At 62.1% G+C, this 14,461-nt stretch carries 15 protein-coding genes and 1 tRNA gene; 4 read left to right on the top strand and 12 right to left on the bottom strand.

Translation table 11 applies throughout. The features are described from left to right. The first annotated feature begins 47 nt into the window (after positions 1–47). The gene (locus tag PHS32_RS13850) at positions 48–671 is read left to right on the top strand and encodes a DUF4124 domain-containing protein (RefSeq protein ID WP_301079623.1); all 624 of its coding nucleotides are present in this window, start codon (positions 48–50) and stop codon (positions 669–671) included. A 121-nt stretch (positions 672–792) separates the two neighbouring features. Here the strand turns inward: PHS32_RS13850 and rpiA are convergent, their stop codons facing one another. Then, on the bottom strand, positions 793–1,464 hold the full coding sequence (rpiA, locus tag PHS32_RS13845; protein ID WP_301079597.1) for a ribose-5-phosphate isomerase RpiA: 672 nt from the start codon (positions 1,462–1,464) through the stop codon (positions 793–795). 80 nt (positions 1,465–1,544) lie between these two features. Between rpiA and PHS32_RS13840 the strand changes: the two genes are divergently transcribed. Further along, positions 1,545–2,636, top strand: a complete 1,092-nt coding sequence (locus PHS32_RS13840) for a quinone-dependent dihydroorotate dehydrogenase (protein ID WP_301079596.1) — start codon at positions 1,545–1,547, stop codon at positions 2,634–2,636. Between the two features lie 24 nt (positions 2,637–2,660). On the opposite strand, the gene PHS32_RS13835 is transcribed toward PHS32_RS13840, so the two are convergent. From PHS32_RS13835 to uvrB, 11 genes are all read right to left on the bottom strand, one after another. Further along, positions 2,661–3,764, bottom strand: a complete 1,104-nt coding sequence (locus PHS32_RS13835) for an NAD(P)/FAD-dependent oxidoreductase (protein WP_301079595.1) — start codon at positions 3,762–3,764, stop codon at positions 2,661–2,663. Positions 3,765–3,830: 66 nt separating this feature from the next. Beyond that, positions 3,831–3,905 (bottom strand) — tRNA-Val (locus PHS32_RS13830). Between the two features lie 39 nt (positions 3,906–3,944). Next, positions 3,945–4,646 (bottom strand): DNA polymerase III subunit epsilon, encoded by a 702-nt coding sequence (gene dnaQ, locus PHS32_RS13825; protein ID WP_301079594.1) that lies wholly within the window; start codon positions 4,644–4,646, stop codon positions 3,945–3,947. Between the two features lie 3 nt (positions 4,647–4,649). Then, positions 4,650–4,988: an ISC system 2Fe-2S type ferredoxin gene (gene fdx, locus PHS32_RS13820; RefSeq protein WP_301079593.1), complete on the bottom strand. Its 339-nt coding sequence runs from the start codon at positions 4,986–4,988 to the stop codon at positions 4,650–4,652. A 21-nt stretch (positions 4,989–5,009) separates the two neighbouring features. After that, positions 5,010–6,866 (bottom strand): Fe-S protein assembly chaperone HscA, encoded by a 1,857-nt coding sequence (gene hscA, locus PHS32_RS13815; protein ID WP_301079592.1) that lies wholly within the window; start codon positions 6,864–6,866, stop codon positions 5,010–5,012. A 24-nt stretch (positions 6,867–6,890) separates the two neighbouring features. After that, positions 6,891–7,424, bottom strand: coding sequence for a Fe-S protein assembly co-chaperone HscB (gene hscB, locus PHS32_RS13810; RefSeq protein WP_301079591.1), 534 nt, complete (start codon positions 7,422–7,424; stop codon positions 6,891–6,893). After that, a complete protein-coding gene (iscA, locus tag PHS32_RS13805; protein WP_301079590.1) occupies positions 7,421–7,744 on the bottom strand; it encodes an iron-sulfur cluster assembly protein IscA in 324 nt (107 codons plus the stop codon). Before iscA ends, hscB begins: the two co-directional genes overlap by 4 nt. Before the next feature lie 56 nt (positions 7,745–7,800). Then, a complete protein-coding gene (iscU, locus tag PHS32_RS13800) occupies positions 7,801–8,184 on the bottom strand; it encodes a Fe-S cluster assembly scaffold IscU (protein WP_301079589.1) in 384 nt (127 codons plus the stop codon). Between the two features lie 102 nt (positions 8,185–8,286). Continuing rightward, the gene (locus tag PHS32_RS13795; protein ID WP_301079588.1) at positions 8,287–9,507 is read right to left on the bottom strand and encodes an IscS subfamily cysteine desulfurase; all 1,221 of its coding nucleotides are present in this window, start codon (positions 9,505–9,507) and stop codon (positions 8,287–8,289) included. A 52-nt stretch (positions 9,508–9,559) separates the two neighbouring features. Then, positions 9,560–10,096 carry a Fe-S cluster assembly transcription factor gene (locus PHS32_RS13790; RefSeq protein ID WP_301079587.1) on the bottom strand — a complete coding sequence of 179 codons (537 nt, stop codon included), beginning with the start codon at positions 10,094–10,096 and terminating at the stop codon, positions 9,560–9,562. Between the two features lie 109 nt (positions 10,097–10,205). Beyond that, positions 10,206–12,308, bottom strand: coding sequence for an excinuclease ABC subunit UvrB (uvrB, locus tag PHS32_RS13785; RefSeq protein WP_301079586.1), 2,103 nt, complete (start codon positions 12,306–12,308; stop codon positions 10,206–10,208). Between the two features lie 279 nt (positions 12,309–12,587). Here uvrB and PHS32_RS13780 point away from each other — a divergent pair, with 279 nt between their 5' ends. Continuing rightward, positions 12,588–13,784: an amino acid aminotransferase gene (locus tag PHS32_RS13780; protein WP_301079585.1), complete on the top strand. Its 1,197-nt coding sequence runs from the start codon at positions 12,588–12,590 to the stop codon at positions 13,782–13,784. A 60-nt stretch (positions 13,785–13,844) separates the two neighbouring features. Further along, positions 13,845–14,435 carry a nucleotidyltransferase family protein gene (locus PHS32_RS13775; RefSeq protein WP_301079584.1) on the top strand — a complete coding sequence of 197 codons (591 nt, stop codon included), beginning with the start codon at positions 13,845–13,847 and terminating at the stop codon, positions 14,433–14,435. Positions 14,436–14,461 lie beyond the last annotated feature (26 nt).

Here is a 14,461-nt window from a genome sequence, read left to right as displayed (position 1 = left end):
TCGCAAGCCATCCCGGCAGGTCAGCCAGCCTCGCCGTCAAGGCCGCCCTGGCTGCGGCCGTGGCTATTGCCACGCTGCTGCTGACTGGCCCAGCGCCAGCCCAGACCATCTACCGTATCGTGGGCGCGGATGGACGCGTCACCTTCTCGGACAAGCCGCCGACGGTGGCCGACAATGCCACGGTCTTGGGGGCCGGGGGCCGACCGATGAGCCCGGCGGCGGCCGTGTTGCCTCTGGAGTTGCGCCAGGTCGCCGGCAAATTCCCGGTGACGCTGTACACATCGGACGGCTGTTCACCCTGTGCCCTGGGCCGCGAACTGCTGAGCCGGCGCGGTATTCCGTTTTCAGAAAGAACTGTGACAACGACCGAGGATTCCGAAGCGCTACAGCGCATCAGCGGTGCCAGTTCGCTGCCCTTGTTGACCATCGGCAGCCAGCAGATCAAGGGTTTTTCCGATTCCGAGTGGACCCAGTTTCTGGACGCTGCGGGATACCCGAAGACGTCGCTGTTGCCCGCCGGTTACCGCGCGCCCCCAGCCACACCGCTGGTGGTGCTGCAAAAAGCGGCCCCGGCCGCCAAGCCGGATGAAGCACCGGCGCAGCCGGCGCCGGTGGAAACCAACCAGCCTCCGGCCACCACCCCGGCCAATCCAGCCGGTATCAGATTCTGAACGGTTGGGGACAGAGCTAAAGATCTGTCCCGCAAGGTGGGCTCCGACATCCCGTTTCGTGTTGGGGACAGAGCAAGCTCACTCGCTTCGCTCCTGTAGCCTTGGTCTGTCTCGCAAGGCTTCAGAAAGTCATGGTCTTGACGCCGCTGGCGGTGCCCAACAGGCAGACCTGGGCCTTCTGGAAGGCAAAGACGCCCACCGTCACGACCCCTGGCCACTGACTGATCTCCAATTCGAAAGCGCGCGGATCGGCAATCTGCAAGCCGCTCACATCCAGGATGATCTGGCCGTTGTCGGTGACCAGGGGCTGACCGCCTTTCAGGCGCACCTGGACCCGTCCACCGAGCGCCTCGAACTGCTGCGTTATGCGCCGCCGGGCCATGGGGATGATTTCCACCGGCAGCGGAAACTTGCCCAGCGTCTGAACCAGTTTCGATTCGTCCACGATGCAGACAAATTTGCTTGACAGGGCGGCCACGATCTTCTCGCGCGTCAGTGCCGCACCGCCGCCCTTGATCATATGGCCCTGGTGGTCGATCTCGTCCGCGCCATCGATGTAGACCGACAAGCGATCAACCTCGTTCGAGTCGAAGACTTGAATGCCCAAGGCCCGCAGACGCTCGGTACTGGCCAGCGAACTCGACACCGCACCCCTGATTTGATCTTTCATGGAAGCCAGTGCGGCAATGAACTTGTTGACGGTGGAGCCGGAGCCGACACCGACAATCTCACCCGGCACGATGAAGCTCAGGGCAGCTTGCCCGACCAGGGTTTTGAGTTCGTCTTGCGACATCGCGGCGCTTGCGGGGGGCTGGGTAGAGGTCATCTGGGAAAATCGGCTGGGTTAGAAAAATACTTTGCAGGAATTATCCAATGTCTCTGGTCCCCTACACCCTCGCCCGCCGGTTTTTATTTAGCCTGGATCCGGAGACGGCGCACGAGTTGACGATCCATGCCCTGGCCGGCACGCAAGGCACCCCGCTGCAATGGGCGTATGGCGCGCAGCGGGTCAGCGACCCCATTGAGTTGGCCGGTTTGAGCTTTCCGAACCGGGTCGGGCTGGCCGCCGGGCTGGACAAGAACGCACGCTGCATCGACGGCTTCGGCGCCATCGGTTTCGGTTTTGTCGAAGTCGGCACCGTCACCCCCTTGGCGCAAGACGGTAACCCGAAGCCGCGCCTGTTTCGCCTGCCCCAGGCGCACGCCCTGATCAACCGGTTCGGCTTCAACAATGAAGGGCTGGACGCTTTCATAGCCAACGTCAAACGCTCGGCCCTGTACCGGCAGCGCCAGGGCGCCGCTGCGCTCAAATCGGGAGCGGCCCCGACAGCAGCACCCATGCTGTTGGGACTCAACATCGGCAAGAACGCCGCCACGCCGATAGAACGCGCCACCGACGACTATCTGACCGGCCTGGACGGCGTCTACCCTTACGCCGACTATGTCAGCATCAACATCTCCAGCCCCAACACCCGAAACTTGCGCTCGCTGCAAGGTGACGCAGCGCTTGACGGCCTATTGGGTGCCCTGGCCCAACGCCGCGAAATACTGACCCGGCAGCATGGCAAGCGCAGACCCTTGTTCCTCAAAATCGCGCCGGACCTGGATCGGCCCCAAGTCGGTGCGATTGCCGACGCGCTGAAACGCCACGGCATGGACGGCGTGATCGCCACCAACACCACCCTCAGCCGCGACGCGGTGCGGGGACAAGCACACGCCCAGGAGAGCGGCGGACTGTCAGGCGCCCCGCTGCTGGCCCTGAGTAACCGCGTCATCACGCAACTGCGCAGCGCGCTGGGACCGGACTTCCCCATCATCGGCGTGGGCGGCATCATGAGCGCCGAAGATGCCGTCAGCAAAATCAGGGCCGGTGCCGATCTGGTGCAGATCTACACGGGGCTGATTTACCAGGGGCCGCAACTCGTCAAGCATGCAGCGCTGGCGATCAAGGCGTATCGGAAATAGCTGCGTTCGTGGTGCGCCCGAGGTCTATCTGCGCTCAAGCAATTCGGCCACCATTTCGCCAATCGCCAGCGCGCTGGTCAGGCCCGGCGATTCGATGCCAAACAGGTTGACCAGACCCGGCACGCCGTGCTCGGTCGGTCCCTGGATCATGAAGTCACAGGCCGCCTCGTCGGGTGCGTGAATCTTGGGGCGGATGCCGGCATAGCCCGCCAGCAAGGCGCCATCCTGAAGCGCAGGCCAGTACTTGCGCACCTCGGCGTAAAACGCGTCACCGCGCGCCGCGTCCACTGTCAGATCGTCGGCCGAAGCCACCCACTCCACATCCGGCCCGAACTTGGCCTGACCGCCCAGGTCCAGCGTCAGGTGCACGCCCAGACCGGCCGCTTGCGGCACCGGATAGATCAGGCGCGAAAACGGCGCACGCCCGGCCAGGGTGAAGTAGTTGCCCTTGGCAAAATAGGCCCGCGGCACATGGCGCGGGTCGAGTCCCTGGAAGCGGGATGCCAGCGCAGGTGCCTGCAAGCCAGCCGCGTTGACCACTGTTTTGGCCAGCAGGCGGGTGCCGTCCTGGGTCGTCACCTCAATGGCAGATGGGGTGCACCTGGCTTGTTGCACCGGTGCATTGACGACCACCATGCCGGCGGCGTTCTCGACATCACCTTGCAAGGCCAGCATCAGGGCGTGGCTGTCGACAATGCCGGTGCTGGGTGAGTAGAGTGCCGCCTCGCAGGACAGGGCCGGCTCCATGGCGCGGGCTTGCGCGGCGCTCAGCCGTTCCAGATCATGGACGCCATTGGCGACGGCCCGTGCCACGATGCCTTGCAACTGCGGTAACTGCTCCGGCGCCGTTGCCACCAGCAGCTTGCCGCAACGCCGGTGGCCAATGCCGCGCTCGACGCAGTAGTCGTACAGCATGCGCTTGCCCGCCACGCACAGACGTGCCTTGAGAGAGCCTGGGGCGTAATAGATGCCGGCGTGAATCACTTCGCTGTTGCGCGAACTGGTCCCGGTGCCGATGGCAGCGGCCGCTTCCAGCACCATGACTTCGCGCCCATGAAGCGCCAGCGCGCGCGCCACCGCCAGCCCGACGACACCGGCGCCGATGACAACGCAGTCGACCTGATCCATGACTCACCCTCGTCAAAAAAGCCCGCAGTCGCCAAGACTTGCGGGCTTTTCTTAGTCACCAATTGATGGTGGGCAGTGCAAGTTTCGAACTTGCGACCCCTGCAGTGTGAATGCAGTGCTCTACCCCTGAGCTAACCGCCCTGAATTCGTTTCAGGAAAGCGTTGGATTATGCCTTATTTTCAGGCCGATAAACGCCATACCGTTTTGCCACCGCTGGCTTTATCGAGTTGCTGGAGGACCTCGTCATGGGCGGCGATCTCCTGCTCGTTGGCGCACAGCACCGGCAACTCGTAGGACCGCAGGTCAACCGACACAACACTGGGACCTGCGCTTTGGACCGACCCGACATCGATCTGCAGCGTTTCCTGGCCGCGCGTCAGGTTGATGTAGACCTCGGCCAGCAATTCGGCATCCAGCAGTGCCCCGTGCAGGGTGCGCCCGGAATTGTCAACCCCCAGGCGCGCGCACAGCGCATCGAGCGAATTGCGCTTGCCGGGAAACATTTCCTTGGCCATGACCAGCGTGTCGGTCACGCTGAGCACGAATTCCTGGAACAGGGGGCGACCCAGCAGCGCCAGTTCCCGGTTCAGGAAACCGACGTCGAACGGCGCGTTATGGATGATGATTTCAGCGCCCCGCAGGTACTCCAGCAGATCGTCCGCCACCACCTCGAAAGCCGGCTTGTCGCTTAAGAATTCGCTGCTGAGTCCATGCACCTTGAGTGCTTCCTCGTGGCTATCGCGCCCGGGATTGAGATAAAAATGCTTGTTGTTGCCGGTCAGTTTGCGGTTCAATAACTCGACACAACCAATTTCGACAATACGGTCCCCGTTGTCGGCATACAAGCCGGTGGTCTCGGTATCCAGAAAAATTTGACGCATGGATCAGTGATTCTCTTTGGCGTGGTTGATGGAGTATTTGGGTATCTCGACCACCACATTTTCTTGCGCCAGATAGGCCTGGCAGCTCAAACGCGAATGCGGCTCCAGGCCCCAGGCCCGGTCCAGTAAATCTTCCTCGTTTTCATCGACCTGGTTCAGGGAAGCAAAGCCCTCGCGCACGATGACGTGGCAGGTGGTACAGGCACAACTCATGTCGCAGGCGTGTTCGATGCTGATGTGGTTGTCCAGCAGGGCTTCGCAAATCGAGGTGCCGGCCGGTGCCGATATTTCGGCGCCCTGCGGGCAGTATTCCGGGTGCGGCAGTATTTTGATGGTGGGCATGTGTGTTCCAGTGGCTCGGGCTCAGACCGTCTCGATGTTTTTGCCGGCCAAGGCTTTTTGAATGCCCCGGTTCATGCGCAGCGCGGCAAACGCCTCGGTCCCTTTGGCCAGCGCCTGCGTGGCAGCTTCAATCGACGCCGTATCCGTCAGCGCTTGCGCGCTGCCCAGCGCCGCCATCAAGCCATCGATGGCGGCACGCTCGGCCAGCGACAGCAAATCGCCATCCAGCGCCAGCGCACTGCGCGTCGCCAGCAGCATGCGATCGGCGTCGACCCGCGCTTCCACCAGGGCCCGGGTTTTCATGTCGGCCTCGGCCGTCGCGAAACTGTCCTGCAGCATCCTGGCAATCTGATCGTCAGCCAGACCGTAAGAGGGCTTGACGTCGATCTGCGCTTGCACGCCGCTGATCTGCTCCCTGGCACTGACGTTCAGGAGGCCGTCCGCGTCCACCGTGAAGGTGACGCGGATGCGCGCCGCCCCCGCCGCCATCGGCGGAATGCCGCGCAGCTCGAAGCGCGCCAGACTGCGGCAATCCGCCACCAGATCGCGCTCGCCCTGCACCACATGCAAGGCCAGGGCCGTTTGGCCATCCTTGTAAGTCGTGAAGTCCTGCGCCTTGGCGGTCGGGATGGTTTCGTTGCGCGGCACGATGCGCTCCACCAGACCGCCCATGGTCTCTATGCCCAGCGACAGCGGAATCACGTCCAGCAGCAGCAAATCGCCGCCGGCGTTGTTGCCGGCCAGTTGGTTGGCCTGGATCGCCGCGCCCAGCGCCACGACCTCGTCGGGATTCAAGTCGGTGAGCGGCGCACGGCCAAAGAAGTTGGCGACCGCCTGCCGGATTTGCGGCATCCGGGTGGAGCCGCCCACCATCACCACGCCTTTGACATCGTCCTTCTCCAGGTGGGCATCGCGCAAGGCTTTGCGCACCGCGCTCATGGTGCGCTGCGTCAGTTGCGCCGTGAGTTTTTCGAACTGTTCGTTCACCACCTCAAATTTCACGTTCTCGCCGCCGATGCAGGCATGACAGGCGGCGCAATGCGCCGCCGACAACTCCTCCTTGCAGGCGCGTGCCGCGATGATGGCAATCGCCTTGTCCTGCGGCGTCCTGGCCTGCACGCCGGCTTGCGCCATCACCCAATCGGCCAGCGCACGGTCGTAATCGTCGCCGCCCAGGGCCGAGTCGCCGCCGGTGGCAAGGACTTCAAAGACTCCTTTGGTGAGCCGCAAAATCGAGATGTCGAAGGTGCCGCCGCCCAGATCGTAGATCGCATAAACGCCTTCGCTGGCGTTGTCCAGTCCGTAGGCAATGGCCGCCGCCGTCGGCTCGTTGATGAGCCGAAGCACTTTCAGGCCCGCCAGCTGTGCGGCATCCTTGGTCGCCTGGCGCTGGGCATCGTCAAAATAAGCCGGCACCGTGATGACGGCACCAAACAGATCCTCGCCAAAAGTGTCCTCTGCCCGGTAACGCAAAGTGGCCAGAATATCGGCGCTCACTTCGACCGGCGATTTTTCACCCTGCACCGTTTGCAGACCGAGCATGCCGGGGTGCGCCACAAAATGGTAGGGCAGCTTGCCGGAACCCGCCACATCCGCGAGGCTGCGCCCCATGAAACGTTTGACCGAGGCGATGGTGTTCTCCGGGTCCTGCGATTGTGCCGTCCGGGCCTCAAAACCGATTTGACGACCGCCGCCGGCGAGGTAGCGGACCACCGACGGCAAAATGACGCGGCCCTGCTGGTCCGGCAGGCATTCGGCCACACCGTGGCGAACGGAGGCCACCAGCGAGTGGGTGGTACCCAGGTCGATGCCCACCGCAATCCGCCGCTGGTGCGGATTGGGGGACTGACCGGGTTCTGAAATTTGCAGCAGTGCCATGTTTGTTTTTTCGAAATCCGGGGACTATTGTCCCCTGTCCGCGGCATCCAGCCGATCCAGACCGGCTTCAACGTCGCTGGCGAAGCGTTCTATGAACATCAGCGCGCGTACCTCTTGCACCGCGCCTCGGTAGTCTTGCTGCTGATCCAGCAGGCGCTCGCATTTTTCCAGTGCTTCACGCCTGGCTGACGCAACCTGTACTGACAACTGCTCCAGTTCGGCGGCGCCACGCGCCTCTTCCAACGCCTCTCGCCACTGCATTTGCTGTAGCAAGAAGTCTGTCGCCATGGCCGTGTTGTTCTCGGCGTTGACCGGCTCGCCATGCAGCTCGCACAGATAGGCGGCACGTTTCAAGCCGTCCTTGAGCCGCTGGTAAGCCTCGTTGATGCGCACCGACCACTGCATTGCCACGCGCTGCGCCGCCGCGCCCCGGGTGGCGAATTTGTCGGGATGGGCTTCGCGTTGCAGGTCTTTCCAACGCGCATCAATGGCCGAGCGGTCTTGCGCAAATTGGGGTGCAAGACCAAACAGTTCGAAATCGTTCGATTGCAGATTCACACCCGAAACGACTCGCCGCAGCCGCAGCGATCACGTTCTCGCGGGTTATTGAACTTGAAGCCTTCGTTCAGACCTTCACGCACAAAATCGAGTTCGGTGCCATCGAGGTAGGCAAAACTCTTGGGCTCGACCAGCACCTTGACGCCATGGCCTTCAAAGACCATGTCTTCCGGCTCGATCGCGTCCACATACTCCAGTTTGTAAGCCAGGCCGGAGCAGCCGGTGGTCTTCACGCCCAAGCGCACGCCCACTCCTTTGCCCCGTTTGCTGAGGTAACGGGTGACGTGCCGGGCAGCAGCTTCAGTCAGGGTAACAGCCATGATCGTATAGAGGGGGTTGAGGACAGGGCTTGAAGCGTGGTCTGTCCCACAAGGTTTTACAAATGTTTTTGCCGATAGTCGTTCACCGCGGCCTTGATCGCGTCTTCGGCCAGGATGGAACAATGAATTTTGACCGGTGGCAAGGCCAGCTCTTCGGCGATTTCGCTGTTCTTCAGCGCCGCCGCCTGCTCCAGGGTCTTGCCCTTGACCCACTCGGTCACCAGGGACGAGGACGCAATGGCCGAGCCACAACCGTAGGTCTTGAAGCGCGCGTCCTCGATCACCCCGGTCTCGGAATTGACCTTGATCTGCAACTTCATGACGTCGCCGCAGGCCGGCGCGCCCACCATGCCGGTGCCGACAGACTCATCACCCTTGTCGAATGAACCCACGTTGCGCGGGTGCTCGTAGTGGTCTACAACTTTTTCAGAATATGCCATATCGTTTCCTTCTGTTTAGCTTGCCGGACTTGATCCCGTCGGTCATGCCGGGCCTGGCCCGGCATCCATGGATTGCGGGTCAGGCCCGCGCCGACAGTTCAGTTAATGCGCGGCCCACTGGATCGTCGAAATATCAATGCCTTCCTTGTACATATCCCATAGCGGGCTCAACTCGCGCAGTCTGGCGACGTTGACCTTGATGGTGTCAACGGCGTAATCAATTTCCGCCTCCGTGGTCCAGCGGCCTATCGTCATGCGCAAGCTGCTGTGCGCCAACTCGTCACTGCGCCCCAGGGCGCGCAGCACATAGCTGGGCTCCAGGGAAGCCGAGGTGCAGGCCGAGCCGCTCGACACCGCCAGCCCCTTGATGCCCATGATCAGGGACTCGCCCTCCACATAGTTGAAGCTCATGTTCAGGTTATGCGGCACGCGTTGCTCCAGGTGGCCGTTGATGAACACCTGCTCGATGCCCTGCAAGCCCGCCAGCATGCGGTCGTGCAGCGCCCGGATGCGCAGGTTCTCCTGCGCCATTTCCGCCTTGGCAATCCGGTAGGCCTCGCCCATGCCGACGATCTGGTGCGTTGGCAGGGTGCCGGAACGCATGCCGCGCTCATGACCGCCACCGTGCATTTGCGCCTCGATGCGCACGCGCGGCTTGCGCCGCACAAACAAGGCGCCTATGCCCTTGGGACCATAGGTCTTGTGCGAAGTCAGACTCATCAAGTCGACCGGCAACTGGCTCAAGTCGATATCCACCCGGCCGGTCGCCTGCGCCGCATCGACATGGAAAATAACGCCTTTCTGGCGGCAAATGGTCCCGATCGCGGCAATGTCCTGAATCACGCCGATTTCGTTGTTGACGAACATGACGCTGGCCAAAATGGTATCCGGGCGGATTGCGGCCTTGAAGACTTCCAGATCAAGCAAACCATCCGGTTGCACATCCAGATAAGTCACCTCAAAGCCCTGGCGTTCGAGTTCGCGGCAGGTATCGAGCACCGCTTTGTGCTCGGTCTTGACCGTGATGATGTGCTTGCCCCGGGTCTTATAAAAGCCCGCGGCACCCTTGAGCGCCAGGTTGTCGGATTCGGTCGCGCCGGAGGTCCAGACAATCTCGCGCACGTCGGCGCCGATCAGGGCCGCCACCTGTTCACGGGCTTTTTCAACCGCCGCTTCCGCCTCCCAGCCCCAGGCATGGCTGCGCGATGCCGGATTGCCAAAATGCTGGCGCAACCAGGGAATCATGGCCTCCACGACCCGCTCATCGCAGGGGTTGGTGGCGCTGTAATCCATGTAAATCGGGAAATGGGGAGTGGTGTCCATGACGGCTTGGCTGCTACTGCATAGTTGGAAGTTGATTATCCATCGGCTCGGTTCAGGGCTCGGAAAACGCATTGCCCAGGGCAAAAACGGAATTCGGCGCGTTCACGTGGCTGGGCCTGACCGTCGGCATGTTGAAGATGGCGCGCTTGAGCGTCGGCTTATCCTCCACCCGCAAGCCCTTGGCCAGTTGATCGTCGACCAACTTCTGCAAAGTCACGGAGTCCAGAAATTCGACCATGCGCAGGTTCAGGGCGGCCCACAGGTCGTGCGTCATGCAGCGATCGCCTTCGCCCAGGCAATTTTCCTTGCCGCCGCAATGGGTGGCGTCTATCGGTTCGTCCACCGAGGTGATGATCTCGGCGATCGTGATCTCGGCCGGATTGCGCGCCAGGGTATAGCCGCCACCAGGGCCACGGGTCGATTCGACCAGCCCATGGCGGCGCAGCTTGCCGAACAACTGCTCCAGATAGGACAGCGAAATCTGCTGGCGCTGGCTGATGGCAGCCAAGGTCACCGGGCCGCTGCTCTGACGCAAACCCAGATCAATCATCGCGGTGACCGCAAAACGGCCTTTGGTGGTGAGTCGCATCGCCTACTCCTAATCAGTTGGGGACAGCGCTACAGGCCTGCCCTCAAGGTTTTATCCAAAATTTGGTTGACTAACGGAGTCAAGTATAGCAATAAACCCAGCAATTTGCTCAAGTAAGCACGTTATCGCTTCCAGCCGCACCGAAAGCCTGCTCTTTCAGAATGCCCAGTTGGTCGCGCACCCGCGCCGCTTTTTCAAACTCCAGGTTGCGCGCGTGCTCCAGCATGAGTTTTTCCAGCCGCTTGATTTCCCGCGAAATGTCTTTTTCGCTCATCTCCTCCACCTGCGCCCGCTGCAAGGCGTCGCGTTCCAGCTTTTCCGCTTCCTTGCCGGCTTTTTCGCTGTAAACCCCGTCAATCAAGTCCCTGACCTGCTTGACGATGGAGCGCGGCGTGATGCCATGCGCCAGGTTGTACGCCACCTGCTTGACGCGCCGCCGCTGGGTTTCGCCGATCGCCCGCTGCATCGAGTCCGTCACCTTGTCGGCGTACAGAATCGCCCGGCCTTCCAGGTTGCGCGCGGCCCGACCAATGGTCTGGATCAGCGAACGCTCGGAGCGCAAAAAGCCCTCCTTGTCGGCGTCCAGAATCGCCACCAGCGAGACCTCCGGGATGTCCAGGCCTTCGCGCAACAGGTTGATTCCCACCAGCACGTCGAAGGTGCCCAGCCGCAGATCGCGCAGGATTTCCACCCGCTCCACGGTATCGACGTCGCTGTGCAGGTAGCGCACCTTGACGCCGTTGTCGCTCAAATAGTCGGTCAACTGCTCGGCCATGCGCTTGGTCAGCGTGGTAATCAGCACCCGCTCGTTCTTCTCCACCCGGATGCGGATTTCCTGCAGCACGTCGTCGACCTGACTGCTGGCGGGGCGCACCTCCACTTCGGGGTCCACCAGGCCGGTCGGGCGCACCAGTTGCTCCACCACTTGACCGGAATGGTCTTTTTCCCACTGCCCGGGCGTTGCCGAGACCAGCACCGCCTGGCGCATCCGGGCCTCGAACTCCTCGAACTTGAGCGGCCGGTTGTCCAGCGCGCTGGGCAGGCGAAAGCCATATTCCACCAGGGTGGTCTTGCGCGAACGGTCCCCGTTGTACATGCCGCCGAACTGGCCGATCAGCACATGGCTTTCGTCCAGAAACATCAGCGCGTCCTTGGGCAGGTAATCGGTCAGGGTGGCGGGCGGCTCACCGGGAGCGGCGCCGCTGAGGTGGCGGCTGTAGTTCTCGATGCCCTTGCAGTGCCCCACTTCGCTCAGCATCTCCAGATCGAAGCGGGTGCGCTGCTCGATGCGCTGCGCTTCCACCAGCTTGCCCTGGCTGACAAATTCCTTGACCCGCTCGGACAGCTCCGCCTTGATGCTCTCCACCGCCGCCAGCACCTGCTCGCGCGGAGTCACGTAGTGGCTGCTGGGGTACACGGTGAAGCGCGGGATCTTCTGCCGGATGCGTCCGGTCAGCGGATCAAACAGCTGCAACGACTCGATCTCCTCGTCAAACAGCTCAATGCGAAGCGCCATCTCGCTGTGCTCGGCCGGAAAGACGTCTATCGTGTCGCCGCGGACCCGGAACTTGCCGCGCGAAAAATCGATGTCGTTGCGCTGGTACTGCATGCGCACCAACTGGGCGATCAGGTCGCGCTGGCCCAGCTTGTCGCCGGCGCGCAAGGTCATCACCATCTTGTGATAGGCCTCGGGCTGGCCGATACCGTAAATGGCCGAGACCGAGGCCACGATCACCACATCGCGGCGCTCCAGCACGCTCTTGGTGCAACTGAGCCGCATCTGCTCGATGTGCTCGTTGATGGCCGAATCCTTCTCGATGAAAAGGTCGCGCTGCGGCACGTAGGCCTCGGGCTGGTAGTAATCGTAGTAGCTGACGAAATACTCCACCGCGTTCTTCGGAAAGAACTCGCGGAACTCGCTGTAAAGCTGCGCCGCCAGCGTCTTGTTGGGCGCAAACACGATGGCCGGGCGGCCCAGCCGGGCGATCACATTGGCCATGGTGAAGGTCTTGCCGGAGCCGGTGACGCCCAGCAAGGTCTGGAATACCTCGCCGTCCCTGACGCCCTCAACCAGCTTGTCGATGGCCTCGGGCTGATCGCCGGCCGGCGGGTAGGGCTGGTAGAGCTCGAATGGCGAATCCGGAAAATGGACAAAAGTGCCGTGGCGTTCCGGCTCGGGATCTGCTGGCGCTGTCGGGGTGGGAAGGGACATTGGAATTGATATTGAATAATCGGGCGAACCTTGCATCGTATCGGTTTCAATAGGCACTTGCGCCGCTGTCATGGCCGGCACCCGGTTGGCCAGCAGGCTTACCCTGCTGGAAGGAGCAACACCGCCCAGGTTTCATGATCGGTGAAAACCTTCATAGTTTGACTGGGAACAAGGCCCCTGGTTCGGGATTGCCTAAAATCGGGACTGTCGTCGAACCCCTGCGCCGAACTCTTCCACAGAGGCGGCCCCTCTGATCTCAACCCTGAAGGAATCTGTTCCATGTCTCTCTTCTCCGCTGTCGAAATGGCCCCACGCGACCCGATTTTGGGTTTGAACGAGCAATTTGCCGCCGACACCAACCCGGCCAAAGTCAATCTGGGCGTCGGTGTCTATTACGACGACATGGGCAAGCTGCCACTGCTCAAGTGCGTGCAGGCTGCGGAAAAAGCCATGATGGAGGCCCCCAAGGCGCGTGGCTACCTGCCAATCGATGGCATTGTGGCGTATGACGGCGCCGTCAAAGCCCTGGTCTTTGGTGCCGACAGCGAAGCCGTCAAAACGGGCCGGGTGGCGACCATACAAGCGCTGGGCGGTACCGGCGGCCTCAAGGTCGGCGCCGATTTTCTCAAGCATCTCAACCCGAACGCCAAGGTGCTGATCAGCGACCCAAGCTGGGAGAATCACCGCGCCCTGTTTACCAATGCCGGTTTCAAGGTCGAGTCCTACCGCTACTACGACGCGCAGACGCGCGACCTCAACTTCGAAGGCATGCTGGCCGACCTGAATGCCGCCGCGCCCGGCACCGTGGTGGTGCTGCACGCCTGCTGCCACAACCCGACCGGTTACGACATCACGCCGGCGCAGTGGGACCAGGTGGTGGCGGTCGTCAAAGCCCATAAATTGGTCGCTTTCCTGGACATGGCGTATCAGGGCTTTGCCAATGGCCTGGCCGAGGACGGCGCGGTGGTGCAGAAATTTGTGGCTGCCGGTTTGACATTTTTTGTCTCCACCTCATTCAGCAAGAGTTTCAGCCTGTACGGCGAGCGCGTCGGCGCCTTGAGCGTACTGTGCGAGAACAAGGAAGAGGCGGGCCGCGTGCTCAGCCAACTCAAGATCGTGATCCGCACCAACTACAGCAATCCGCCGACCCACGGCGGCGCCATCGTGGCAGCGGTGCTGAGCGACCCGCAGTTGCGCGCCTTGTGGGAGCAGGAACTGGGCGAGATGCGCACTCGCATCAAGGCGATGCGCCAGAAGCTGGTGGACGGCCTGAAGGCCGCCGGTGTCAAGCAGGACATGAGTTTCATCACGCGCCAGATCGGCATGTTCAGCTACTCCGGCCTGAGCAAAGACCAGATGGTGCGCCTGCGCAACGAGTTCGGCGTCTACGGCACCGACACCGGGCGCATGTGCGTGGCGGCGCTGAACAGCAAGAACATAGCTCACGTGTGCGCGGCCATTGCCAAGGTCCTTTGACGGGTTCTTCGCACCAATAGTCCTGCGCGCCGGCCCGCTCTGCGTCAACAGCCGTTGCAGATGCCGGCCGGGACTGACGGCTTTATCGCCGACGTTCTTCAGAACCGCTTCAACCGCGCCATCCTGCAACGCTTGGGCGGTCTGAAGCTGCCCGACACCTGGCTGGTGGCGGGCTGTCTGTTTCAAACCGTCTGGAACTTGCGCTCGGGCCATGCCGCCGAAGCGGGCATCCGGGACTACGATATCTTTTACTTTGACGACAGCGATTTGTCTGCCGCCGCCGAAGAACGCGTGAACCAGCGCGCCGCCCTGCTCTTCGCCGATCTTGGCGTGCCTCTGGAAATCAAGAACCAGGCCCGTGTGCACACCTGGTACCAGGACTATTTCGGCCGGCCCTACACGGCGCTTGGGAGTTCCCGCGAGGGCATAGACCGATTTCTGGTCGCCTGCACCAGCGTCGGCATACGCGCCAGGAGCGATCCGGCCGGCGACGGGTTCGAGGTCTACGCCCCGCATGGGCTGAACGACCTGTACCATGGCGTCCTGCGCCCGAACCCGACGCTGGACCACGGCGCCCTGTTCGAGCCCAAATGTCGGGACTACCAGGCACGCTGGCCCTGGCTGACCATTCAGCCTAATGCGAGGGAGTAGCTGATGCGACGATGGAATGGATGGGG

This window comes from Rhodoferax sp., assembly GCF_028714215.1.
GTDB lineage: Bacteria > Pseudomonadota > Gammaproteobacteria > Burkholderiales > Burkholderiaceae_C > Rhodoferax.
This window is presented reverse-complemented; position numbering and strand designations above follow the sequence as displayed.

Coding starts and splice junctions, on each gene's coding strand:
- rpiA (WP_301079597.1), bottom strand. CDS start 1,464: ATGTCGCAAGACGAACTCAAAACCCTGGTCGGGCAAGCTGCCCTGAGC.
- PHS32_RS13840 (WP_301079596.1), top strand. CDS start 1,545: ATGTCTCTGGTCCCCTACACCCTCGCCCGCCGGTTTTTATTTAGCCTG.
- PHS32_RS13835 (WP_301079595.1), bottom strand. CDS start 3,764: ATGGATCAGGTCGACTGCGTTGTCATCGGCGCCGGTGTCGTCGGGCTG.
- dnaQ (WP_301079594.1), bottom strand. CDS start 4,646: ATGCGTCAAATTTTTCTGGATACCGAGACCACCGGCTTGTATGCCGAC.
- fdx (WP_301079593.1), bottom strand. CDS start 4,988: ATGCCCACCATCAAAATACTGCCGCACCCGGAATACTGCCCGCAGGGC.
- hscA (WP_301079592.1), bottom strand. CDS start 6,866: ATGGCACTGCTGCAAATTTCAGAACCCGGTCAGTCCCCCAATCCGCAC.
- iscA (WP_301079590.1), bottom strand. CDS start 7,744: ATGGCTGTTACCCTGACTGAAGCTGCTGCCCGGCACGTCACCCGTTAC.
- iscU (WP_301079589.1), bottom strand. CDS start 8,184: ATGGCATATTCTGAAAAAGTTGTAGACCACTACGAGCACCCGCGCAAC.
- PHS32_RS13795 (WP_301079588.1), bottom strand. CDS start 9,507: ATGGACACCACTCCCCATTTCCCGATTTACATGGATTACAGCGCCACC.
- PHS32_RS13790 (WP_301079587.1), bottom strand. CDS start 10,096: ATGCGACTCACCACCAAAGGCCGTTTTGCGGTCACCGCGATGATTGAT.
- uvrB (WP_301079586.1), bottom strand. CDS start 12,308: ATGTCCCTTCCCACCCCGACAGCGCCAGCAGATCCCGAGCCGGAACGC.
- PHS32_RS13780 (WP_301079585.1), top strand. CDS start 12,588: ATGTCTCTCTTCTCCGCTGTCGAAATGGCCCCACGCGACCCGATTTTG.
- PHS32_RS13775 (WP_301079584.1), top strand. CDS start 13,845: ATGCCGGCCGGGACTGACGGCTTTATCGCCGACGTTCTTCAGAACCGC.